The organism is Mesorhizobium sp. B2-5-13 (assembly GCF_006440535.1).
GTDB lineage: Bacteria > Pseudomonadota > Alphaproteobacteria > Rhizobiales > Rhizobiaceae > Mesorhizobium > Mesorhizobium salmacidum.
Genome location: NZ_VFUI01000009.1, coordinates 242342 through 266781 on the forward strand (window position 1 = coordinate 242342; position 24440 = coordinate 266781).

General features: G+C 63.1%; 21 protein-coding genes and 1 pseudogene. 7 read left to right on the forward strand and 15 right to left on the reverse strand.

What is annotated here, in order from left to right; translation table 11 throughout:
- Positions 1-116: 116 nt before the first annotated feature.
- Positions 117-593 (forward strand): Lrp/AsnC family transcriptional regulator, encoded by a 477-nt coding sequence (locus FJ434_RS17625; protein WP_140504424.1) that lies wholly within the window; start codon positions 117-119, stop codon positions 591-593.
- A gap of 31 nt (positions 594-624) precedes the next feature.
- Here the strand turns inward: FJ434_RS17625 and FJ434_RS17630 are convergent, their stop codons facing one another.
- Positions 625-1299, reverse strand: coding sequence for a LysR substrate-binding domain-containing protein (locus tag FJ434_RS17630; protein WP_246679069.1), 675 nt, complete (start codon positions 1297-1299; stop codon positions 625-627).
- A 69-nt stretch (positions 1300-1368) separates the two neighbouring features.
- Positions 1369-1566, reverse strand: a pseudogene (locus tag FJ434_RS30260) (LysR family transcriptional regulator); the annotation flags it as partial.
- A 72-nt stretch (positions 1567-1638) separates the two neighbouring features.
- Here FJ434_RS30260 and FJ434_RS17635 point away from each other — a divergent pair.
- On the forward strand, positions 1639-3714 hold the full coding sequence (locus FJ434_RS17635) for an NADH:flavin oxidoreductase (protein WP_140713559.1): 2076 nt from the start codon (positions 1639-1641) through the stop codon (positions 3712-3714).
- A 9-nt stretch (positions 3715-3723) separates the two neighbouring features.
- Entirely contained in the window at positions 3724-4200 is a 477-nt protein-coding gene (locus FJ434_RS17640) for an Lrp/AsnC family transcriptional regulator (protein ID WP_140748534.1), read from the forward strand.
- On the opposite strand, the gene FJ434_RS17645 is transcribed toward FJ434_RS17640, so the two are convergent.
- From FJ434_RS17645 to FJ434_RS17675, 7 genes are all read right to left on the reverse strand, one after another.
- Positions 4201-5856 carry an ABC transporter ATP-binding protein gene (locus FJ434_RS17645; protein ID WP_140748537.1) on the reverse strand — a complete coding sequence of 552 codons (1656 nt, stop codon included), beginning with the start codon at positions 5854-5856 and terminating at the stop codon, positions 4201-4203.
- Positions 5853-6698 (reverse strand): ABC transporter permease, encoded by an 846-nt coding sequence (locus FJ434_RS17650; RefSeq protein ID WP_140748540.1) that lies wholly within the window; start codon positions 6696-6698, stop codon positions 5853-5855. Before FJ434_RS17650 ends, FJ434_RS17645 begins: the two co-directional genes overlap by 4 nt.
- A 2-nt stretch (positions 6699-6700) precedes the next feature.
- Positions 6701-7651: an ABC transporter permease gene (locus FJ434_RS17655; RefSeq protein ID WP_140713565.1), complete on the reverse strand. Its 951-nt coding sequence runs from the start codon at positions 7649-7651 to the stop codon at positions 6701-6703.
- 85 nt (positions 7652-7736) lie between these two features.
- A complete protein-coding gene (locus tag FJ434_RS17660; protein WP_140748543.1) occupies positions 7737-9347 on the reverse strand; it encodes an ABC transporter substrate-binding protein in 1611 nt (536 codons plus the stop codon).
- 64 nt (positions 9348-9411) lie between these two features.
- Positions 9412-10134, reverse strand: coding sequence for an HAD-IA family hydrolase (locus tag FJ434_RS17665; RefSeq protein WP_140748546.1), 723 nt, complete (start codon positions 10132-10134; stop codon positions 9412-9414).
- Positions 10135-10371: 237 nt separating this feature from the next.
- Positions 10372-11745, reverse strand: a complete 1374-nt coding sequence (locus FJ434_RS17670; protein WP_140748549.1) for an aspartate aminotransferase family protein — start codon at positions 11743-11745, stop codon at positions 10372-10374.
- Between the two features lie 13 nt (positions 11746-11758).
- A complete protein-coding gene (locus FJ434_RS17675; RefSeq protein ID WP_140748552.1) occupies positions 11759-12598 on the reverse strand; it encodes a GNAT family N-acetyltransferase in 840 nt (279 codons plus the stop codon).
- Between the two features lie 318 nt (positions 12599-12916).
- Between FJ434_RS17675 and FJ434_RS17685 the strand changes: the two genes are divergently transcribed.
- Positions 12917-13585, forward strand: a complete 669-nt coding sequence (locus FJ434_RS17685) for a haloacid dehalogenase type II (protein WP_140748555.1) — start codon at positions 12917-12919, stop codon at positions 13583-13585.
- 16 nt (positions 13586-13601) lie between these two features.
- The gene (locus FJ434_RS17690; protein WP_181165943.1) at positions 13602-14876 is read left to right on the forward strand and encodes an FAD-binding oxidoreductase; all 1275 of its coding nucleotides are present in this window, start codon (positions 13602-13604) and stop codon (positions 14874-14876) included.
- Between the two features lie 22 nt (positions 14877-14898).
- Here the strand turns inward: FJ434_RS17690 and FJ434_RS17695 are convergent, their stop codons facing one another.
- The 6 genes from FJ434_RS17695 to argE all read right to left on the reverse strand — a co-directional run bounded on the left by FJ434_RS17695 (position 14899) and on the right by argE (position 21466).
- The gene (locus FJ434_RS17695; RefSeq protein ID WP_140748561.1) at positions 14899-16356 is read right to left on the reverse strand and encodes an NAD-dependent succinate-semialdehyde dehydrogenase; all 1458 of its coding nucleotides are present in this window, start codon (positions 16354-16356) and stop codon (positions 14899-14901) included.
- A gap of 17 nt (positions 16357-16373) precedes the next feature.
- Positions 16374-17417, reverse strand: a complete 1044-nt coding sequence (locus FJ434_RS17700; RefSeq protein WP_140748564.1) for a tartrate dehydrogenase — start codon at positions 17415-17417, stop codon at positions 16374-16376.
- A gap of 10 nt (positions 17418-17427) precedes the next feature.
- Positions 17428-18891, reverse strand: a complete 1464-nt coding sequence (locus FJ434_RS17705) for an aldehyde dehydrogenase family protein (RefSeq protein WP_140748567.1) — start codon at positions 18889-18891, stop codon at positions 17428-17430.
- Positions 18892-19029: 138 nt separating this feature from the next.
- On the reverse strand, positions 19030-19383 hold the full coding sequence (locus tag FJ434_RS17710) for a cupin domain-containing protein (protein WP_140748571.1): 354 nt from the start codon (positions 19381-19383) through the stop codon (positions 19030-19032).
- Between the two features lie 23 nt (positions 19384-19406).
- Positions 19407-20330: a glyoxylate/hydroxypyruvate reductase A gene (locus tag FJ434_RS17715; protein ID WP_140748574.1), complete on the reverse strand. Its 924-nt coding sequence runs from the start codon at positions 20328-20330 to the stop codon at positions 19407-19409.
- An 11-nt stretch (positions 20331-20341) separates the two neighbouring features.
- A complete protein-coding gene (gene argE, locus FJ434_RS17720) occupies positions 20342-21466 on the reverse strand; it encodes an acetylornithine deacetylase (protein WP_140748577.1) in 1125 nt (374 codons plus the stop codon).
- A gap of 235 nt (positions 21467-21701) precedes the next feature.
- Here argE and FJ434_RS17725 point away from each other — a divergent pair, with 235 nt between their 5' ends.
- Entirely contained in the window at positions 21702-22604 is a 903-nt protein-coding gene (locus FJ434_RS17725) for a GNAT family N-acetyltransferase (RefSeq protein ID WP_140748578.1), read from the forward strand.
- A gap of 952 nt (positions 22605-23556) precedes the next feature.
- Positions 23557-24440, forward strand: an 884-nt coding sequence (locus FJ434_RS17730) for a VCBS domain-containing protein (RefSeq protein WP_210242178.1), incomplete at its 3' end; no start/stop codon positions are given.

Sequence of the window (24440 nt, forward strand, 5' to 3'; positions counted from 1 at the left end):
TCCCTGCGTTTCAAGCGGCGTCCACTCGGATGGACAGCCCAGCGGGCTGTGATAGTGTCGACCGTCATCAGCAGGGCAGCATTTTGTGCTGCGGCACGGTTCCTCGGAGGCCACCCGTGAAACTCGATCGGATCGATATCAAGATTCTTCACGAACTGCAGAAGAACGGCCGCATCACGAACGTGGAATTGGCCGAACTGGTGCATCTGTCGCCGAGCCCATGCCTGATGCGGGTCAAAAGACTGCAATCGGAGGGCTATATCGGAGGCTATTCCGCGCAGGTCAATATCGGCAAGCTCGGCCAGACACTGACAGTCTTCACCGAGATCACGTTGAAGAACCACCGCCAGGTGGACTTCGCACGTTTTCTCGCCGTCGTGGACAAGATCGAGCAGGTCATCGAATGTCATCTTGTGTCGGGTGGCTACGACTATTTGATGAAGTTCGTGACCTCCGGCATCGCCGAATACCAGACAATCATGGAGCGGCTGACCGACATGGATATCGGCATCGACAAGTATTTTAGCTTCGTGGTGCTGAAGTCCCCGATCGTCAAGGCGCACATGCCGCTGCCCAGCCTGTTTCCGAGGTAGTCAACGACGAGCGCGCTGCGCTTGTCGCCCGCTACAAGGTGTCCGGCCGCAATATCGGGTGCAGCGCTTTCAATTCGGCTTGCATCTCGGCGATCATCCACCCGCAGATGTCGGAGACGACAGGCCGTACCGGCCTTGAGCGCGGTGCAATCAGCTGATGGATCCGGCCCGTCTTGATCTGTCTGTCCGAGGCCGGGACAAGGGTTCCCTGAAGCAACGCCCTTGAAACGTTGCTGAGCCAGCCGAGCGCTACGCCTTCCCCGTTCATGGCGGCTTGAAGCACGACCGCGTAGTCCGAGAATTCGAGCCACTTTGCCCTGCTGGTCTTGCGGTCCGCCACACTGCCCCATGCGTCCAGCCACTGCTCCTTGGCGTCGGTCAGGTGAAGCAGCGCATGACCTTCCCCGGTTCCGGCATGGATCAACCGACCGTGGGCCGACAAATAGGATGGGCTGCATACCGGAACGATGACTTCCGGCGAGAATGCCCAGTGGTGATAGTGGGTGTCGTCATCGGCCAGGATTCTCGTGGCAAGGTCGACATTCTCGGCTGGTCCTCGCAAAACGCCCGCGATCAGTTCGAACCTCAGGTCGACGTCAGGAAATCTCGTGTTGAATGCCCCTAACCTGGGAACGAACCAATAGGTTGCCAGAGAACTCGAAAGTGAAAGGGTCACCACCGGCTTTGCAGCGCTGTTCTGCTTCATCCTCCGGATCACCTCAGCGATGCCGTCAAATCCCTCCCGCACAGCCGAATGGAGGGCACGTCCTTCTGCAGTCGGGGCCAATCCCGTTGGACCCCGCGTGAAAAGAGGCACACCGAAATCGGCCTCGAGCTGCGCAATGCTGCGGCTGATCGACGGTTGCGTGACGTTGAACTCGCGAGCGGCGGCCGTGAAGCTGCCCAGCCGGACAGCAGCCTCGAAAACGAGAAGTCCGCGCGCGGAAGGAACGAGTTTTGCAAATCCAGCCATACGCCCAGCGTATAACCACCCCAACAATTTTCAAGCTTTCCGCAATCCTGGAAATGGCGAACTATAACCCTTATGAATGGGGCGGAGCAGAACGTGAAGGTAGCGGGATCTCAAGCAGGCAGCACATCCAGCGATCCACTGCTTCAGCCGTTTCGGCTCAAGGGTCTGACGCTCCGCAACCGCGTCGTCAGCACCAGTCATGCCTCGATGCTGGACGATGGCGGCCTGCCGCTGGAGCGCTACCAGCGCTACCATGAGGAGAAAGCGCATGGCGGCCTTGCGATGACCATGGCGGGCGGCTCGGCCATGACCTCGCCCGACTCCAGTTGGGGCGGCGGTCAGCTGGACCTTTCGAGCGATCGCGTCGTGCCTCATCTCCAGTCGCTGTCGCAGCGCATCCACCGCCACGGCGCCGTCGTCATGTGCCAGGTTTCGCATCTTGGCCGGCGCGCCACCGCCTATGCCGGGAACTGGCTGCCGCCCGTAGCGCCGTCACGCGTTCGCGAGACGCGAAACCGGAATTTTCCGAAGGAGATGGACGCAGCCGACATCGACAGGATCGTCAGGGACTACGCCAGTGCGGCAAGGCGCTGCGTGGACGGCGGTCTGGACGGCGTCGAAACCGTCACCGCCGGCCATCTGATCGGGCAATTCCTCTCGCGCAGAACCAACAGACGCACGGATGGCTTCGGAGGTTCACTCGAAAACCGCGCGCGCTTCGGCCTGATGGTTCACGAGGCGATCCGCCGCGCGGTGGGCGACGATTTCGCTGTCGGCATCCGGTTCGTGATCGACGAGGCGGTCGAGGACGGGTCGGATTTCGAGGAATGCCTGGCCTTCGCCAGGCTGTTCGAGCGGGCAGGCCATATCGATTTCTTCAACTGCATATTCGGCCGCATGGACACCGATTTGTCCCTGGCCGAGCAGAACATGCCCGGCATGTTCACCAAGAGCGCGCCGTTTCTGCCGCTGGTCGGGCAGTTCAAACGAGAAACCAGGCTGCCCGTCATCCACGCGGCGGCCATCAGGGATGTGGCCACGGCCCGCCACGCGATCCGCGAAAACCTTGTCGATCTGGTCGGCATGACCCGGGCGCATATTGCCGACCCCCACATCGTCAACAAGGTGATGCGCGGCGAAGAAGAACGCATTCGCCCGTGTGTCGGCGCATCCTACTGCCTGTACAAGAAGGTGCAGTGCATCCACAACCCGGCCAGCGGCCATGAAACGATCATCAGCCATACCATCCTGCGTGCTGAAACGCTGAAACGTGTGGTCGTGGTCGGCGGTGGTCCGGGAGGGATGGAAGCGGCAAGGGTCGCCGCCGAGCGCGGACACAGAGTGAGCCTGCTCGAAGCCGGGGCGCGACTTGGTGGGCAGGTGCTCGTCGCGGCCGCTGCCGTCGACCGCAAAGATCTCATCGGCATAGTCGACTGGCGTACCGGTGAGCTCGATCGCCTGGGCGTCGAAGTCCGCCTCAACACCTATGCGGACGCAGCGATCGTCCTCGCCGAGAGACCGGACACGGTCATCATCGCCACCGGCGGCATTCCGGACATGGAATGGCTGGAGGGCGCCCAACATTGCGACAGCGTCTGGGATGTCTTGACCGGGGTCGTGCCGGCGAAGGACGACGTGCTCATCTACGATGAGACCGGACGCCAGTCGGCAGTTTCCTGCGCCCTGCATCTTGCCCGTCCGGGGCGCCTGGTCAGCCTGGCCATGGCGGACGACACGCTGGCGATCGAGACGCCCTATCCGGACAGGGTGAGTTTTCGCAAACGCGCCTCGGAACGCCGCATCCGCATCGTCAGCGATGTGCGCCTGGTCAAAGCAGCGCGCCAGGGCAACGGCATCGCCGCCACGTTCCGGCATGAGCTCACCGGTGCGGAGATGGAAATGACCGCCGCCCAACTCATTGTCGAGCGCGGCACCGTGCCAATGGAGGATACCTACCAGGAATTGCGCGCGAGCTCCGTCAACAACGGAGTCACCGACATAGCGCTGATGATGGGAACGGAAACGGACGGGGACAATGGTTCCCAAGCTGCCGGATCGTTCGTCCTGCACCGCATAGGAGACGCGGTCGCCAGCAGGGACATCTACTCGTCGATCTATGAGGCCTACCGGCTCTGCTCGCAATTGTAGACAAGGCCCATGAAACTCGATCGGATCGACATCAAGATTCTGTACGAGCTGCAGAAGAACGGCCGCATCACCAATGTGGAGCTGGCGGAACTGGTCAGTCTCTCCCCCAGCCCATGCCTGATGCGGGTAAAGAAGCTGCAGGCTGAAGGCTATATCGTGCGGTATTCGGCGCAGATCGACATCGCAAAGCTGGGACGGACGCTCACCGTCTTCACGGAAGTCACGCTAAAGAATCATCGTCAGATCGACTTCGCGCGTTTCCTTGCCGCCGTCGATAAGGTTGACGCGGCCGTCGAATGCCATCGCGTTTCCGCCCGTTACGACTATCTCTTGAAATTCGTCACGGGTGGGATTGCCGAATATCAGGCGACCGTGGAGCGGCTCACCGGTATGGATATCGGCATCGACAAGTGTTTTAGCTTCGTGGTGCTGAAGTCTCCCATTGTCAAAGCACACATGCCGCTGCCCAGCCTGTTTCCCTTGTAATCAGCGATGGCCGTACTGGCTTACCAACTCGGGGTCGCGGACGAGGCTATCGAGCCACGTCGGATCGAGCTTGGGCACGGAGGAGAACAGAAGCTTCGAATAGGGGTGGGTGGGCGCTTTCAGTCCGTCGGGCGTGATCTGCTCCACCCGCTCGCCATTGTACATGACCATGATTTCGTCGCAGATCGCTTCGACGACGGAGAGGTCGTGGCTGATAAAAATGTAGGAAAGGCCCAGCTCGCTCTGCAGCTCCTTGAGCAGTTCGATCACGGCCGCCGCCACCACCGTGTCGAGCGCCGAGGTGATTTCGTCGCAGATGATGAGCTTGGGTCCGGCCGCCAGGGCGCGCGCGAAGTTCACGCGCTGCTTCTGGCCGCCCGAGAGCTCCGACGGGCGACGGTAGCGCAGCGTCCTTGGCAGGCGAACCATGTCGAGCAGTTCGTCGACGCGCTTCGAGCGCGCCTGCCGGTCGAGCCCGTGATAGAAGGCCAGCGGCCGGGAGATGATGTCCTCCACCGGCTTGGCCGGATTGAGCGCGGTATCGGCATACTGGAACACGATCTGCATCTCGCGCAGTTGGTCCTGGCTGCGTTTGCCTGCGGCGCGCTCCAATTGCTTGCCCTCGAAGACGATGTCGCCGGCCGCCGCCGGATGGATGCCGGCGATGACGCGCGCCAGCGTCGATTTTCCGCAGCCGGATTCGCCGATGACGCCAAGATTGCGCCCCTTCTCGACGACCAGGCTGACGGAATCGACAGCGCGTATGAGTGGCAGTCCGTCATCCCGCACCGCGCCATAGCCGGCCGTCACATTGTCGATGCGCAGCAACGGCTTCGCGCCGGCATCCGCGTCCGCATGTGCTTGCCGCGGTTTCGGCTCGAAGGCAGCCAGCAGTTCGCGCGTATAGGGGTGCCGGGGGGCCGAAAGAATCTGATCCGTGGTGCCGGTCTCCTGCACTTCGCCGCCCTTCAGCACCACGATGTGGTTGGCGATCTGGGCGACGACAGCAAGGTCGTGGGAAACGTAGACACCCGCTATTCCGCCAGCCCGCATGACCGACTTGAATGCCTTCAGCACGTCGATCTGCGTCGTCACGTCGAGTGCCGTCGTCGGCTCGTCGAAGATCATCAGCTTGGGATCGCCGATCAGCGCCATCGCCGCCGACAGCCGCTGCAACTGCCCTCCTGAAACCTGGTGCGGATAACGGGCGCCAAGCCCTTCCGGGTCCGGCAGCGACAACGCCCGGAACAGCTCGACCGCGCGCTTTCGTGCCTGCTCGGGCGCCATCAGCCCGTGGATGCGCGTAACCTCGATCACCTGCTCCATGATGGTGGACGAGGGGTTGAAGGAGGCGGCGGCACTTTGCGGAACATAGGCGATATCGGTGCCGCGTAACCTGGCGCGCTGCTTTTCGGTAAGTGCGGCCATGTTCTTGCCGTTTACATTGATCTCGCCGTCGGTAATCCGGCAGCCAGGTCGCGCATGGCCCATCAGCGAGAGCGCGATCGTCGTCTTGCCGGAGCCGCTCTCGCCGATCAGGGCGACGATCTCGCCGTCGGCGATGTCGAGGCTGACGCCCTTGATGATTTCGACAACACGACCGGCATCGGTCATCGCCTCGATTCGCAGGTTCCTGACCTCGACGAGATTGGTCATGCGTCCCTGTCCCTGATCTTCTGCGGAAGGTTGTCGATCAGCAGGTTGACGCTGATGGTGAGGCTGGCGATCGCCAGCGAGGGAACGATGACGGCGGGAGCCGCGAAGGGCAGGCCGCCTATGTTCTCGCGCACCAGCGCGCCCCAGTCGGCGAGCGGCGGTTGCAGGCCGAGCCCGAGGAAGGACAGGCCGGACAGCAAGAGCACGATGAAGACGAAGCGCAGGCCGAAGTCGGCCAGCACCGGGCGCATGATGTTGGGCAGGATCTCTGACCCGATGAGATAGGCGGTGCTTTCGCCGCGGACGCGAGCGACGGTCATAAAGTCCATGGTGTTGATGTTGACGGCGAGCGCCCGCGCGAAGCGGTAGGCGCCCGGTATGTAGATGACGGCGAGCGTCAGGATCAGTGCCGGGATCGACGAGCCGACCGCGGCTACCACCACAAGGCCGAACAGCTTGCTTGGAATGGAGTTCATGGCGTCGAGGAAGCGGCTGAGGCAGGTGTCGAGCCAGCCGCCGGTGACGGCCGCGATCATTCCCAGCACGACGCCAGAAAAGCAGGCGATACAGACGGCGGCGAGCGATATGCCGACGGTGTAGCGCGCACCCATCAGTACCCGCGAGAGCATGTCTCGCCCCAGATAGTCCGAGCCGAGCCATAGGCCCTGACGCATCGGGCCGAAATAATCGTCGTCGACAATGTCGCCGATCGAATGGGGAATGATGGCGGGTGCGAAGATGGCGATCAGCGTCCACGCCAGAATGACCAGCGAGGCGACGACGCCCACGAGATTGTAGCTGTGGCCCAGCAAGGACCGTCGGGAAGCTGCCACGCGTGCCATCGTCACCTCAGCCTCGGGTTGGACATGATGGCGATGATGTCGGCGACGGTGATGAGCAGGAGATAGCCGAGGCAGAAGATCATTGCGCAGCTTTGGATCAGCGGCAGGTCGCGGGTCGCGACCGCATCGACCATCAGCTTGGCGATGCCGGGATAATTGAAGATGGTCTCCACGATGATGACGCCGCCGACCAGATAGGACAGCGACAGCGCAACCGCGTTGACGATCGGCCCGAGCGCATTGGGAAGTGCGTGCTTGAGCACCATGCGGCCGCGTGAGGCGCCTTTGAGCAGCGCCATCTCGACATAAGGCGTGGACAGCGTTTCGATCACCGCGGCGCGGGTCATGCGGATCATCTGAGCCGAGATGACGAAGGTCAGCGTGATCACCGGCATGGCATAGATGCGAACGATGTCGGTCAGCGTATGCGCCTCATTGACCGAGGACAGCGCCGGCAGCCATTTGAGATAAACGGCGAAAAGCAAAACCGCGAGGGTCGCGACCATGAATTCCGGTACCGAGATGACGCCGATCGCAAGAATGGTGACGGTGCGGTCATAGAGCGAACCACGCAACATGGCGGCGGTGATGCCGAGCGTCAGCGCTAGGGGCACCGAGAGCAGCGTGGTGATGCCGGCGAGCTCCATGGTGTTGACGAAGCGCCCGCCGATCAGCGCCGCGACCGGCATCTCGTTGGCATAGGAAGTGCCGAGATCGCCGTGGAGCAGGCCGAGAAGCCAGCGCAGGAAGCGCAGGATTGCAGGATCATTGAGATGCATGGCCTCGCGCAGGCCGGCGACGGCTTCGGGGGTGGCCGCCTGGCCGAGCAGAATCGACGCGGTGTCGCCAGGCAGCATGCTGGTGGCGAAAAACACGGCGAACAGGACGATCAGAAGTGTAACGACCGCGATTGCCAGCCGCTTCAGCACGAGGTTTAGAACCCCAGACGTCATGGAAGCGCTCCTGCGGTTGCGTTCGGCCAAGCCATGTTGCGCAATAGTGCCAGGGACCGGCTGTCCGGTCCCTGGCAGGCGCCTCTCAGGCTTCGAGCCAGAGATATTCCGCCATTGCGTAGCCCATCATGCCACCGAGTGGGTTCGCCTCCAAACCCTTCACCTTGCTGGAGAGAGCATCCACGTTGGAAATGTAGGCCGGGATGATGGTGCCGGCCTGCTCGGAGACCATGGTCTGCATCTGGCCATAGATTTCCTTGCGCTTGGCCTGGTCGAGCGAGCCGCGCGCCTCGACGAGCAGCTTGTCGAACTTCTCGGACTTGTACTGGCTTTCGTTCCAGGGCGCGTTGGAGGCGTAGAGGAGCGAGAACAGGATGTCGGGTGTCGGGCGCGGATTGATGTTGCCGAAATGGATCGGCGCCTTGAGCCAGTAATTGTCCCAATACCCGTCGGACGGGACGCGCTGGACATCGAGCTTCATGCCGATATCAGCACCGGCGGCCTGGATGATCACCGCCATGTCGATCGACGACGTCGCGGCATCGGAGGCGACCACGGGGATCGCCTGGCCGAGCAGGCCCGACTTCTGGAAGTGGAACTTGGCCTTGTCCGGGTCGAAGGCCTTCGGCTTGAGGTCGGCATTGTGGAAGATGTTCGCCGGCGAGACAGGCTGGTCGTTGCCGATTTCGCCGAGGCCGCGCAATGCCGATTTGACGATCTGCTCGCGGTTGACGAGGTATTTCATGCCGGCGACGAAGTCGGCCTTATTGCCCGGATCCATGTCGAGCCGGATGTTGAGGTCTGTATAGTTGCCCGAGGTGGTTTTCGACAGTTCGAAGCCCTGCTGGCCGCCGATGAGCTTCATCGCGCGCGGATTGATCGAGGCGGCGAAGTTGACGTCACCGGAAAGCAGGGCGTTGACGCGAGCGCTGTCGTCGCTGATGGCGATGAACTCGAACGAATCCAGGTAGGGCTTGCCGGATTTCCAGTAGTTCTTGTTCTTGGAGACGACCGACCGCACGCCCGGTTCGAACGTTTGCAGCACGAAGGCGCCGGTGCCGTTGCCCTTTGAGAAGTCGGTGGTGCCATCCGCCACGATCATGAAGTGATGCAATGCCAGGATGGTCGGAAGGTCGGCATTCGGATCGGCGAGGGTGATTTCGACGGTCGATTTGTCGACCGCCTTGAAGCCGGTCATCTGCGCGGCGATCTTGGCAACCTTGGAGCCGACCGCCTTGTCGAGATGGCGCTTCAGCGAGAAGATGACGTCTTCGGCGGTGAGGTCCTTGCCGTCGTGGAAGGTGACGCCCTTGCGCAGCTTCACGGTCCAGGTCTTGGCGTCCTTGCTGTCGAAACTTTCGGCCAACTCCATCTGCGTCTTGCCATCCTTGTCGAGGAAGGTCAGGCGGTTGTAGAGCGAGCAGCAGCGGACATAGTCGGTCGACAGCGACGCCTTTGCCGGGTCGAGCGTGTCGGCGGTGGAGGACGACCAGCCGGCTGCCTTGAAACTGCCGCCGGAAACCGGCGTGGCGGCGACGGCATTGGTGGCACGGCCAAGCACCACGCTGCCCGCGGCAATCGCGGCGCCGCCGGCCAGCAGCATCTTGAGGAGTTCGCGGCGGCTCGCGCCCCGCCGAATGGCATTCTCGGCCATGGCATCGTCTGCGCTGGTCCAGTTCGTTATCTTGTCGGTCATATCATTCCCCTTTCTGTTTGTTTTTCCGGGATGCTCGTCTTGCTGCGGCTTTCCGGGCTTGGGCTCAGGTTCGTTCCTTCAGGCTTTCCCGCACGGCGGCGGCAAGGGCCGCCATTGACGTGAAGTGGTAGTCAGGCGCGGTGAAACGCTCGGGCTCGATCGTGCCGCCGTAACCCTTCTGGGCATGCCGGCGCTCGATCCAGCAATTGGTCATGCCAAGCGCCCGGGATATGCCGATGTCGTGGTATTGGCTTTGCGCGACGTGCAGGATGTCGTCCTTGCTGTCGCCCCGGGAGGTCACGAAATCGAAAACCTTCTGGAAGAAGGCCGGGTCCGGTTTCTCGATGCCAGTATCATCGGCCGTAAAGGTGGCGAAGAAGGGCGAACCGAGCTGCTTCTCGAAATGATCGAGCGCCCAGCGCCGGGCATTGGTCATGGCGATCAATCTGTGCGACTTGGCAAGGTCCGCCAATGCCGCCGCGCTGTCAGCAAAGCCTTGCCAGGCACGGGCGGAGTCCCGCAGGCGCACACCGTATTTCTCCTCGGGAGGGAGGCCGAGACGCGGCGCGATGACCGTGTAGACACGCACGAGATCGTCGGGAAACAGGCTCGCATCGGGCATGTAGCGGGCCTGCCGGTAAAGGGCCAGCGCCTCCTCGCCATCGACCGAAACGCCGGCCTCGGCGGCAATTTCCGCCAGGCAGGTCGTGATCCCGCCTTCGAAGTCGATCAGCGTGCCGACGACATCGAAGGTCATGTATTTGAACTCGCTAAAGCCCCTGGCCAAGACTGGGTCTCCTCTGCATGCGGCCGAATTGCACGTGTTGGACAGAACAAAATTCCGTGCTGTCCGGGGCGTCGGTCTCTTTTGAAGGCCTGGAAATCCGGGCTTTCTGGCCTTGTCTTCTCAGCAGTCTGGCACTTCCCCCGCGCTGGATTCGCCGAAAAGGCGTGAGTGCGCGGCACAAAATTGCGAAATCGTCTGCGCCGGCGATATTTCGAGATGCGAAAAATTCGTCGCTCGTCATGCCATGGCCTGGCGGACGTCTGGATCGTCCAGCGTCTGGTCGAGAGTTCGGCGCGTGCGCTCGATGATCGCATCGATATCGCTGTCGGTACAGCACAGCGGCGGCGCATAGCCGAGGACCCCATGCGCGAAGGCACGGATGATGAGGCCATTGTCCCACGCCCTGTCGAAGACCCGCCGCGCCGGCATGGCCGACGCGGGAAGCGGTGTTTTCTTCTGCTTGTCAGTCACCAGTTCGACCGCTGCAAGCATGCCGCGGCCGCGCACCTCTCCGACGAGCGGATGGTCGCTCAGGCTGTTCAATCCCGCCATCAGGCGTGCGCCGGCCTTGATGCCGTTCTCCAAAAGCCCATTTTCATAGAGCCTCAACACTTCGAGCGCGACGGCGGCGCTGACGGGATGGGCGGAGTAGGTGTAGCCGTGGCCGACCGCCGAAGCGCCCGCGCCGTCGGCGATCACGTCGTAGACATGATCGGCCATGAACACCGCGCCCATCGGAACATAGCCCGAGGTCAGGCCCTTCGCCGTCGTCATGAAGTCGGGAACGATGTCCTCCTCCGTGCAGGCGAACAGGGGCCCGGTGCGGCCGAAACCGGTGATCACCTCATCGGCGATGAACAGGATGCCGTACTCCCGGCAGAGTTCGCGCACGGCCTTGATCCAGCCTTTCGGTGGAACGATGACGCCACCCGAACCCTGGATCGGCTCGGCGTAGAAGGCGGCGACCCGCTCCGGCCCGATCTCCTCGATCTTGGCCTTCAGCGCGGCGAGCGATGCGGCGATGATCGCGTTGCCGTCCTCGCCGATCGGGTTGCGGTAGGGATAGGGGGAGGGGATCTTGTGCTGCCATTCAAAGGGAATGCCGAAACCGGCGTGAAAGGCGGGCAGGGCGGTCAGGCCGGCGCCGACCACCGACGAGCCGTGATAACCCTGCTCGATGGAAATGAACTGATCGCGTTTTGGCTCGGCCCTGGCATTCCAGTAGTAGCGGACGAACCGGATCGTGCTGTCGACCGCGTCCGATCCACCAAGAGTAAAATAGACGTGGTTCAGATCCCCGGGCGCGCGCTCGGCCAGTTCCGAGGCGAGGCGGATCGCCGGCTCAGAGCCGAGGCCGAAATAGGCGGTGGCGTAGGGAAGCTCTCGCATCTGCCGGGCCGCCGCCTCGACGATGCTGTCATGGCCGTAGCCGGCATTGACACACCACAGCCCCGCGAAACCGTCGAGAAGTTGCCGGCCGGACGCATCGGTCACGGTCGCGCCCTTCGCCGATTTCAACACGCGCACGCCGTGCGCCTCATGACCACGGTATGAAGAGACCGGGTGGATGAGATGGGCGCGATCGAGTTCGATCAGGGAATTGGCGAGCATTGTTGTTCTCCGACTATCCTAGCGCTTGGTTGGCGAGGGCGTAAACTTTTGGCCTGGCCTGTTCCGCGACCGTCTTGGGCGGACGGTCCATGGCTACGCCGCCGCCGACATGGGTAAGGCCGATTTCCTCGAGCCAGCCGGCGATGCCGGTTCCGCTGCCGGTATCCACGCGCAGGAAGGCACCGGCGCGCGCGGCGGCGAAGAAGCCGATCAGGGCCTTTGCCTCGTCGATACTTCCCGCGATGACCGGACCAATCACCTCGCCGCGTCCGAACGGCCGGATCGCGGCATAGGCCCCGATGGCGCCGTCGCTGCGGATGACGGCGAATTGGCCGCGCTCGGCCAGCGCATCGATTAGAGCTCCACGGTCGGCGCCATAGGCGTCGCGGTCCAGCGCCTTGATTTCCCGGAGATCGGCGGCGTCCGCAGCTTCCACGCCGCCCTGCGCACCAAGCTTGGCAACGCTACCTTGATGTTGCCGGATCGTACCGGACGGCACAAAGCCGAGCTTTTCATAAAGAGGCATGCCGTCCGCTGTGGCGACGAGCCGCAGCGGACGGTCACCGGCAAGGGCGAAGGCCCGATCCATGAGCCGGCGCCCAAGCCCCTTGCCGCGCACAGTCCTGTCGACGATCACCATGTTGATCATGGCGCAATCTGCGCCGTAGGGCGTTACCAGGATAGTTCCGGTGACGCGGCCCTGATCGTCGAGCGCAACCGCGCCGTTCGAGAGCTGCAGCGCCATCTGCCAGTCCTGCGGGCGATGTGGCCAATTCTCCTGGCGAGAAAGCACTACGGCTCCCTCGATATGGTCGGGCCCGAAGGCCCGGAGTTCGATGTCGCCCTGCGGCATGAGGCATCCTTCCGTCTGACGACAAGTTTCGACCATCGGCGCGCTGCAGATCATCTGAAGGCTTTGGCTTCGACAGTATCTTTCGCCGTAGCGTAAGCGGTGCGCCGCATCTTGTGCTGGCGTCATCCACGGCGGGGCGCGTCACGCCGTGCGCGGCGCCGCAATCGGCACGCCAGATGCCACAGCGTGCCAAACCGGATGGCGGATACGGAACTTTCTGCTTTCGGAAGGCCTATTTCGGTCAGGTGGGTCGCCGCCTGCCGCTCTATGATGAAATACATCCCAGCGCGGATGTGCTTCCACCGGAGATCGACGGACATGGCTTCCTTCAGGCCCAAATACATCACCTTCGACTGCTACGGCACGTTGACCTTTTTCCAGATGGCGGAAGCGGCGCGCGATCTCTACGGCAGCCGGCTCGCCGAGCCGCGCATGCAGGAGTTCATCAAGAATTTCGCGGCGTACCGGCTGGATGAGATTCTGGGCGACTGGAAACCTTATGCCGACGTCGTCCACAATGCGCTCGAGCGCGCTTGCAAGCGCAACGGCGTCGGCTTCAGCCCGGACGACGCCAGGATGGTCTATGAGCGCGTGCCGACATGGGGACCTCACGCCGATGTCCCCGCGGGCTTGGCGAAGGTCGCCAAGGAAATTCCGCTGGTCATCCTGTCCAACGCGATGAACGCGCAGATCATGTCCAATGTCGAAAAGCTCGGCGCGCCCTTCCATGCTGTCTATACGGCCGAGCAGGCGCAGGCCTATAAGCCCCGCTTCAAAGCCTTCGAGTACATGCTCGACATGTTGGGCTGCGGCCCGGACGATATCCTTCACTGCTCGTCCTCGTTCCGCTACGACCTGATGTCGGCGCACGATCTCGGCATCAAGAACAAGGTCTGGGTCAACCGCGGCCACGAACCAGCCAACCCCTATTATGGCTATGTCGAGATACCGGATGTTTCAGGCCTTCCAGGCGTGGTCGGTCTCTAAAACAGGCGGATTGCCGATGAAGCTGGTCTCCTACTGGCACGACACTGCCCCCGTCTTTGCCGGCGCGGCGCAAGGCCCGGTCGAGGGTCACTACGATGCCGCCATCGTCGGCGGCGGCTTCACCGGACTCGCCGCCGCCCGCCAATTGGCGAAGGCCGGCGCCAAGGTGGTGGTGGTGGAAGCGGAGCGCGTGGGCTGGGGTGCATCCGGGCGCAATGGCGGACATCTAAACAATGGACTTGCCCACAGCTACCTCTCGGCCAAGGCGGAACTCGGAAAGGAACGCGCGATCGCGATCTACCGGGCGCTGGACGAGTCCGTCGACACCATCGAGGCGCTGGTCGCCGAGGAAGGCATTGATTGCAACTTCCGCCGCGCCGGCAAGCTGAAGCTAGCCTCTAAGCCGCAGCATTTTGATTCGATCGCCCGCAACTTCGAAGCGATCCATTCCGAGGTGGATCCGGATACGGCGCTGCTGTCAGCGGCCGATCTCAAATCGGAGATCGGCTCGCCGTTCCATGGCGCGATGCTGTCGAAGAAGAGCGCCATGATGCATATGGGCCGCTATGTGGCGGGTCTCGCCACGGCAGCCGCGCGCCACGGCGCCGTCATCCACGAGAACGCTGCGGTGACCGATCACAAGCAGGCCGGCAAGCGGCATGAGTTGACCACGTCGCGGGGTCGCATCAGCGCCGACGCCGTGCTGGTGGCGACCGGTGCCTATACAACGCCTGACTTCGGCTATTTCCGCCGCAGGATCATTTCGGTCGGCAGCTTCATCATCGCCACGCGGCCCTTGAGCGACACCGAGATCGCCGCGACCATGCCGGGCAACCGGACATGCGTGAACTCGATGAACATCGGCAACTACTTCCGGCTTTCGCCCGACAACCGGTTGATCTTCGGCGGCCGCGCACGCTTCTCGGCGACGTCGGACCAGCGCTCCGACGCCAGGAGCGGTCAGATATTGCGGGCAAGCCTGGCGGCCATCTTCCCGCAGCTCGCCAGGGTCGAGATCGACTATTGCTGGGGCGGTCTGGTCGACATGACCAAGGACCGTTTCCCGCGCGCCGGCTACCATGACGGGGTGTGGTACGCGATGGGCTATTCCGGTCATGGCGCGCAGCTTTCCACCCAGCTCGGCATGATCCTGGCCGATGCCATGCTTGGCCGCGAGGACCGCAATCCGCTGAAGGGGCTCGAGTGGCCTGCCATTCCAGGCTATTCAGGCAAGCCGTGGTTCCTGCCGATGGTCGGCCTCTACTACAAGGCGCTCGACCGGATCCAGTGACCACTGATCCGGCGGATGGGGTTTAGCCCAGCCCGCCCATATGGAAGCTTTTCAGCTCGAGATATTCCTCGATGCCGGCCTGCGCGCCTTCGCGGCCGAGGCCGGACTGCTTGACGCCGCCGAAGGGTGCCACCTCCATCGAGACCGAGCCTGTGTTCAAGCCCACCATGCCGAACTCCAACGCCTCGCCGACGCGCCAGGCGCGTTTCAAATTCTCGGTGTAGAAGTAGGAGGCAAGTCCGTAGGGTGTGCCGTTGGCCAGCGCGATCGCTTCCTCTTCCGTCTCGAAACGGAAAAGTGGCGCGACTGGGCCGAACGTTTCCTCGCCGGCAAGCTGCATGTCCTTTGTGGCGCCCGTCAGCACCAGCGGCGCGACATACTGAGATCCTTTCGGCAGGGCCTGCTTCTCGGTGACGATCGCAGCACCCTTGGCGAGCGCGTCCGCGACGTGGCGGTTGATTTTCTCGACCGCCGCCATGTTGATCATCGGTCCGATGACGACGCCGGGCTGTGTGCCCGGCCCCACCGTCATGGCGTTGACGCGGGCGGAGAGCTTCGCGGCGAAGGTCTCGTAGACCCCGGTCTGGACGAGGATGCGGTTGGCGCAGACGCACGTCTGGCCGCCGTTGCGGAACTTCGAGACCAGCGTGCCCTCGATGGCTAGGTCGAGATCGGCGTCGTCGAAGACGATGAAGGGGGCGTTGCCTCCGAGTTCGAGGCTGAGCCGCTTCACGCTGTCGGCGGCCCCGCGCATCAGCAGCGAGCCGACCCGTGTCGAGCCGGTGAAGGAGATCTTGCGCACCGTCTCATTGGCCATGATTTCGTTGCCGATTTCCGCTGGCATGCCGGTGACGATGTTGATGACGCCGGCAGGGATGCCCGCCCGTTCGGCGAGCAGGCCGAGGGCCAGCGCCGAATAGGGCGTGAACTCGGATGGCTTGATGACCACAGTGCAGCCTGCGGCCAGCGCCGGCGCGACCTTGCGGGTGATCATTGCGTTGGGAAAGTTCCACGGCGTGATGATGCCGCAAACGCCTACCGGTTCCTTCAGCACGATGATGCGGCGGTCTGGCGTCGGCGAGGGGATGGTATGGCCGTTGATGCGGCGCGCTTCTTCCGCGAACCATTTGACGAAGGAGGCTCCGTAGCGGATCTCGCCCTTGGCCTCGTCCAGCGGCTTGCCCTGTTCGGTCGTCAGGATCAGCGCGAGATCGTCCAGATGCGCAAGCATCAGCCCATGCCAGGCCTCTAGCAGGCCGGCGCGCTCGGCGTTGGTCTTCTTCCTCCAATCCACATAGGCGGATGCGGCGGCCTCTATCGCTGCACGGGTCTCCGGACCGGCCATGTCGGGCACTGTGCCGATTGCCGACTGGGTTGCCGGGTCGAGTACATCGACCGTCTTGCCGGAGTCGGCAGCAACCCACTTTCCGCCGATCAGGCCGGCTTCGCGAAACAGATTTTTATCGTTCAGGCTTTTCATCGGAAACGACCTTGCAATCAGGTGAGAGCGGCGTTGACGGCGGCCGTGATGGTCTCCGTTCGATCCTTGCCGGGAATGGTGCCAATGCCGCGCGCGGTAGTCGCTTCGACTGCTTTCATAACTCGACCGGCGGCGGCTGTTTCGCCGAGATGTTCGAGCATCATCGCGCCGGACCAGATGGTAGCGATCGGGTTGGCTATGCCGAGATGCGCGATGTCGGGCGCCGAGCCGTGCACCGGCTCGAACATCGACGGCGCCGAACGGTCAGGATTGATGTTGGCGGAGGCGGCGTAGCCGAGCCCGCCCTGGATCGCCGCGCCGATGTCGGTCAGTATGTCGCCGAACAGGTTCGAGGCGACGACCACATCGAGGGTCTCGGGCGCCATGATCATACGCGCGGCGAGGGCGTCGACGTGATAGCTGGTGACAGTGACATCAGGATAGTCCGCTGCCAGCTTCCGCGTGATCTCGTCCCAGAACACCATGGAATATTTTTGCGCGTTGGACTTGGTGACGGAGGCCAGTCTGCCGCGCCGCGCCCGTGCCTGCTCGAAGCCGAAGCGCAGGATGCGCTCGACGCCGGCGCGGGTGAAGATCGAGGTCTCCACCGCCACCTCGTCCAGCGTGCCTTGATGCACGCGCCCACCGGCGCCCGAATATTCGCCTTCGGTGTTCTCGCGGATGCACAATATGTCGAAGCTTTCGGCCCGCAGCGGTCCCGTGACGCCCGGCAGCAGGCGATGCGGCCGGATGTTGGCGTACTGCACGAATGCCTTGCGGATCGGCAGCAGCAGGCCGTGCAGCGAGACCGAATCCGGCACTTGCGCCGGCCAGCCGACGGCGCCGAGAAGAATGGCGTCGAAGCCGCGCACTGTTTCGATGCCGTCTTCCGGCATCATACGGCCGGTATCCCGGTAGAATTTGCAGGACCAGGGAAATTCGGTTCCGGCCAGCGCAAAGCCGGCATGTTTGGCCGCCGTCTGCAGCACGGACCAGGCGGCGGCGGTCACATCGGGGCCGATGCCGTCACCGGGGATCAGGGCGATCGAATAGGACTTCATCGGCATCTCTCTAGAGGCTGATCAGGACGCTCTTGGTCCTGCGATTGGCGAGGTAGGCTTCGCGGCCGAGGTCCTTGCCGATGCCGGAGCGCTTGTAGCCCCCGGTTGGCAGGATATGGTCGCGCGAGCGGCTGTAGCGGTTGACCCAGACGGTGCCGGCTTCGAGCTTACGTGCGAAGCGTATGGTGCGGGACAGGTCGGAGGTGAACAGGCCGGAAGCAAGCCCGTAGGTCGGATGGCTGGCCAGCGCCAGCGCTTCTTCCTCGGTTTCGAAGGTCTGGACGGTCAGGACCGGGCCGAAGATTTCCTCGACGATCGCGGGATTGGCCTTGTCCACGTCAGCGATCAGCGTCGGCTGGTAGAAATAGCCGGGGCTGTCCATGACGCCGCCGCCGGTCAGGCATTCGCCGCCGGCTTCGACCGCAGCCTGCACGACGCCGTCGACACGCGCCCGCTGCCGTTCCGAAATGATTGGCGAATACTGCGTCGCGTCATCCCAGGTAGGGCCGGGCCGCACCATCTTCATCCGTTGCAGGATCGCGGCCGTCAGCCTGTCGGCCACGCTCTTCTCGGCGATCAGGCGCGTGCCGGCCACACAGGCCTGGCCGGCATTGAAGGTGACGCTGCCGGCAATCGCTGATGCCGCCTTGTCGAGATCGGCATCGGCAAAGACAAGCTGGGGGCTCTTGCCGCCGAGTTCCAGCGTCATTGGTTTGACGCCGGTGCGGGCCACATTCTCCATGATCGCCGAGCCGGCGCGGGTCGAGCCGGTGAAGGAGACTTTGGCGATGTCGGGATGGCCGGTCAGCGCCGCGCCGGTGGTTGGCCCATCGCCTAGCACCACGTTGATCAGTCCCGCCGGCAGGCCGGCCCTCACGGCGAGTTGCGCCAGATAGACGGCCGAGAAGGGCGTCATTTCCGACGGCTTCAACACAACCGCGTTGCCAGCGGCCAGTGCCGGACCGAGCTTCCATCCGGCCATCGAGATGGGAAAGTTCCAGGGCGTGATCGCGCCGACCACGCCATAGGGCTCGCTCATGATCATGCCGAGACTGGCATCGTCGGTCGGCACGAGCTCGCTGCCTTCCTTGTCGGCGAACTCGGCGAAGAAGCGGATCTGCTCGGCGGTGATCGCGATATCGCCAGCGACAAGCTGGCCGACGGGTCGGGTCGAGCTCAGTGCCTCTATCCTGGCCAGCGTTGCCGCTTCCGCTTCGATCAGATCGGCCCAGGCCTGGAGTGCCCTGGTGCGCTGGCGTGGCCGGACGCCGCCCCAGTTGCTGGCCGTCAGCGCAGCCTTTGCACTGTCCACCGCTCGGTCGATCAAGTCAGGGCCGGCTACGGGGCAGTCCGTATAGGATTTGCCGTCCGACGGGCGACGCATCTCGATCCCGCCCCCGGCCGGGATCAGTTCCCCGCCAATGAAATGGCCGACGGGGAGGGGAATTGTATCGGGATCGAAGCTCAGGCTCATTGACAACCACTCTGCGGCACCGGATGGAGCCTAGCGCGTGGCGCCACGCAGCATGCGCTGTTCGGCGTTCCGCCACCGACGAATGTTGCGTGCCAGGGATGAGGGACGGCAAAATCTTTCGCGCGGGGACGTGCCTCGCTATCCGACGGTCACGTAGATCTTGCGCACCGTTTCGATGGTTTTCCAGACGCCGGTGAAGCCGGGCTTCATGACGAAGCTGTCGCCGGCGCGGTAGGTCACCCTCTCGCCGGCGTCCGGTATGATCTCGATCACGCCGGAGAGAATGTGGCAGAACTCGAAAGTCTCCCCCTTGATCGAGCGCGTCTCACCCGGCGTCGCCTCCCAGACGCCGGTACGGACGAGATCGCCCTTGGCGACATCCTGCGCCCAGGTCTTGAAGGCAGGGTCGCCGGCGATCAGCCGCTCTGGCAGCGCCCTGGATTCGCGCGGCGAAAAGGTTGGGCTGGTATCGACGGTCTTGAGCAGGGACAAGGGATGGCCTTTCTGGTTGGACTTCAATAGCCGCGCGACCGGTCGACGAGCCCGATCGGCTGGAGACCGGAGCGGTGGCGACGGATATTGTCGATGACGGCCCGTGCGGCGGTCGCGGGCTGGGTGACGCTGGCGACATGCGGGGTGAGGATGATCTTCGGATGCGACCAGAACGGATGGCCCGTGGGCAGCGGTTCGGGATCGGTCACATCAATCATCGCTGCGGAGAGGTGGCCGCTTTCGAGCGCGGCGACAAGCGCCTTAGGGTCGAGCTGCGGCCCTCGGCCTGTGTGAACGAGAGCCGCGCCCTCCGGTAGTTTGGCGAACAGATCGGCATCGAGAAATCCGCGCGTGTCTTCGGTCAGCGGCAGCAGGCAGATCAATATGTCGCTGGCCGCCAGCATTGTCTCCAGCCCAACCTCGCCATGGAGGCAGGTCACGCCGTCGATCTGACGCGGCGAACGGCTCCAGCCGGCGAGCGGGAAGCCGAAGGGTTTCAGCCGGTCGAGGACCGCCTGGCCGAGCTGCCCGAGACCGAGCACGCCGATCCGGCGCGAGGCGGCCTGGATCTGCGGGATATCCAGCCATTGACCGGCCCGCTGCCGCGCCAGATAGGCGGGCAGGTTGCGGTGCAGCGCAAGTACGGCCAGCGACACGTACTCCTGCATCATGCGCACGATGCCTTCCTCGACCATGCGCACGATCTTCACCGTCGCGGGCACCGCATCGAAGCGAAATTGGTCGACGCCGGCACCAAGGGAGAACAGGAGCTCCAGGTTCCGGTAACGGGCGAGATTATCCGGCACCGTCCAGGTGATGAGATAACGCACCGCGTCGGCATCGACGGTCGCGGCATTCATCGCGAAGGGGAGGTCGGGCAGTTCCTTGGCGAAGGCTTCGGCAAAGATCGCGCCGCGCCGCGCATCGGAATTGAACAGGAATGTCATCCGGTTCCCCTTCAGGCGGCGCAATGCACAGCCAGCGCTTCGATCATAAGCTGGCAGGCAGTGAGTTCGCTGGCGAGAATATACTCGTCCGGCTTGTGGGCGCGGCCGATATCGCCAGGACCGCAGATGATCGCATCCATGCCGGCGGCTTGGTAGAGCCCAGCCTCGGTACCATAGCTGACGGCGGCGAGCGGTGCTTCGCCGGTCAGGTGGCTCAGCAAAGCCACCAAGCCTGAATCTTGTGACAAAGACAGTGCCGGATAGGCGCTCATCGGCGTCCACTCGACAAGATACCCCTTCGCGGCAAGGGCCTGGGCCCGCGCCTTGACCGGCGCGAGCAGGCGCGCCGGATCGACGCCAGGTATGGCGCGCGCCTCCAGGTCCAGCGTGCAGGTGTCGGGAATGATGTTGACCTGATGTCCACCCGCCACCACACCCGCCTGCAGCGAGGAGTAGGGCGGCTCGAAGGTTGGATCGAACGGGCCGTGCGTCAGTCGCTCGGCTTCGCTGACAGCCGCGCTCAGCGCCTCGGACATCGCATGGATGGCATTGAGTCCGAGATCGGGCCGCGAGGAATGGCCGGAGCGTCCCTTGATGGTGACGCGGGCGGCCGCCTTGCCCTTGTGGCCGCGCACGGCGCGCATGCAGCTCGGCTCGCCGACGATGACGCCGAGCGGTTTTGCGCAAAGGTCGGGAAGCCGGGCGATGAGATGCGGCACGCCGCGGCACCCAATCTCCTCGTCGTAGGAGAAGGCGAGGTGGATCGGCCTCGCAAGGCGCAGCCGCGACAGGGGAGGCACCGCCGCCAGCGCAGCGGCAAGAAAGCCCTTCATATCCGTGGTGCCGCGTCCGTAGAGGCGTTCGCCGTCCGGACGCAGCACGAAAGGGGATGAACTCCACTGCGGCTCGCCAGCGGGAACGACGTCCATGTGGCCCGAGAGGATATAGCCGGGGACATCTACGGGGCCGATCGTGGCAAAGAGATTGGAGCGGTCGCTTTCCGGCCCCGGGAGCAAGGTGACCTTCGCTCCCTGTTCCGCCAGATAGGCCTCGATCCAGCCGGCAATGTCCCCGTTCGGCTTGCCGGCCACGGATGGAAAGGCGACGAGACGGCCGAGGATGTCGAAGACGTCCATTCCAGACCTCAAGGTATTTTGGGGTTTGGGCATTTGGCATTCCGGTTCGTCGGGCCGATACGGTCGAGAATGTCAGCGTTCCTTCGCGATTGCGTGCCGAAAGCGGAAGTGTTTCAGTTGAATCTTGCGTTGGCGCCGGGCTTTCGAACAGATCATATTGATCCGATTGGTTAGCGTCGGCAGGGGAAGGGTAGGCCGTTGTGGGACCTCTCCATATCGGCAATGTTTCAGAGGCATGGAATTGAAGCCGTCCGGAAGCTTGAAAATCGATGCCTTCTCGATGCGGATCGGCGACATCGAAGGCGTCGAACTCGACCGGTTGCACGCGCACTCTCTATCCGTCGGATGGCCGCATCGCGCCGAGGACTGGCAATTCCTGCGCGAATCGGGACGGGGGATCGTTGCGCTCGACGAGATCGGCCGGGTGCTCGGCTCAGCCATGTGGTTCCCGCATGGCCACGATTTCGCGACGGTAGGGATGGTCATCACCTCGCCGCGGCTACAGACGCTGGGAGCCGGTCAGTGGCTGATGAAGCGGGTCTTCGACAACGTGGTCGGGCGCGACTTGCGCCTCAATGCGACCCGGGCGGCAAAGCGGCTCTATCTTTCGCTCGACTTCAGGCCGGAGAAGACCGTCTACCACTGCCATGGCATTGCCCGCGCCGCCACGGCGGCTGGAATAGACAGGGAGTGTGGCGAGGTGCGTCGGCTGCTGGCCGAGCACTTGCCGGCGATCATCGCGCTCGATGCGGTCGGTTTCGGGGTGCATAGAGCGGCACTTGTCGAAAAGCTGTTCGAACAATCTGTTGGCTACGGGCTCTTCGGCGACGGGGCGCTCAAGGCCTTCGCTCTCTGCCGGCCCTTCGGCCGCGGCCATGTCATCGGTCCGGTCCTAGCGGAGCAAGATACCGATGCCATCGCAGTGGTCCGGCCGCACATCGCCGATCATTCGGGCAGTTTCCTTCGGGTGGACACGCATATGGGAAGCGGCGAATTCGCCGCCTTTCTGGCGCACAGCGGAATGCCGGTTTTCGACACGGTGCTGACCATGTCGATGGGCAAACGCCTCGCCGATTTTGCGGTCGACTGTGCAGCTACACCGGTAACTTATGCTCTGGCCAGTCAGACTCTCGGATAGGTCAGCCGAGGATGCGGGCGGGCTCCGCACCATCCGCTAACCGGGAACCAGCATCGAAGCAACGTACAGCTTTCTGCAGCTATGCTGGATCAAACGCAGTAGGCCAAACTGCAATTGTCTCTGCCTTTAAGTTGTCTAGGGTGCGCATTTCACCTCGAACAGGAGGGCGTTCAGGCCGGCGCCGCGTAAGGAAGCCGGACGGAGCTTATAGTTGTCGCAGCTAAAGGGCGGCGCCCGCTGATCGCCATCGTATAGTCATGGTGCGAAGCGAGTGGAATGTGGTTGATGATCTGGCGCAGGGAGATTGCGGTCTATGCTCCCCGCGCTGGTCGTCGCCGCCGACTCACGTGGCTGCACTGCTTCATGCCCGCCAAGGACGCAGCGGTCGGACGAACGGGTTCCTGCAGACGCTGAGAGAGAGCCTAAACTCACCTCCATGGCGTCGGTGGGAATGTCAGTTCTCTCGCTCGGCCTTCTCTGTAGCTGCCTGGGTGCGAGTGGTGATTGTTGCTGATAGGACAGGCGTCACACGTTCTTCGATGCGCTTTCTCAACGAGGGGCGCAGCTTCCGCCGCCGTGGCTTTGCTTCAACATTTAACTATTAACTGTTTTGCAACTACGACGTTGACGTTTCCAGTGTCATAGGGTTAATAATCTCCTAATATAAGCATCGTCTAAAATCTCTTGATCGGAAACCGACGTTTTAGACGATGCAATTGGGTTGGGAGACGTAGCGCTGCGACCAACGTCGTCGCAGCCGCCATCAAGCGATCATCATCCGCAAGCTCCAGCCGGCACTTCTTGTCGGCGCGCTCGCTGATGGTGCGCCGCACTCGCTTCCGACCCAGCTGCGTGGCGACTTTGGGATCGATGCTCGGACAGAGCGTGGTCGAACAGGACTAGCAACAAACAGGCGTTGGGGCGTCTGTCACAGAAAAACAGGGGGTTGAAAATGGCTACTCAGGTCACCGGTGCCGGCGGCACCACGGCATCGTTCTCCAATACACCGCAGGCAAAGGACGACATTTTCAACTACACTGAGGATACCGTAGTCCTCGCTTCAGGTTCGCAAACCATCATAGTTCTCGACGTGATGGCGAACGACCAGGGTGGAAACGCAAAGTCTCTCTTTTCGGTTGACGACGGGATTTCCGCATCGACGGCCACGAAGCAATACGCGCCCATCGACCTCACAACCCAGGACGTCCAAGCTACTGGCGTTTCAGCCTGGGAAAGCATCGGCGGCGGGGTTTCAATCCGCATCAACAACGGCAAGGTTGAGATGGACCTTACCGGGTATCTCGCGGCGCATGGCTTCTCCAGCCTGCAGGCCATGGGTGCGGATGACCACATCAACGAGACCTTCACCTATGCGATCAAGCTCGGTGGCGGGACGCTGAGCTGGGCAAGCGTGTCTGTCAACATCCAGGGCACCAATGACGGCGCGGTTATCACCGCCGTCCCGGGGGCCGACCTGGCTGTGTTGGAGGCCGGCGGCGTCGCCAATGGCACGCTGAACGATCCCAACGCGCATGGGCAACTGGTCATCACTGACCCCGATGCCGGGCAGAACCATTTCCAGGCTCCCCCAAGCCTGCAGGGCACCTATGGCACCTTCACTTTCGATACGACAACGGGCGCGTGGACCTACTTACTTAACCAGACGCTTGCCGATCCGCTGACGCGGGGTCAGGATGTAACCGAGACCTTGACGGTAAAATCGGCGGATGGAAGCGCCAGTTACGACATCAAGGTCAATATTCACGGCACCAACGACGTGCCGGTGATCGGCGGCGTCACGACCGGCTCGGTGACCGAGGAAGTGGCGGTCGACGC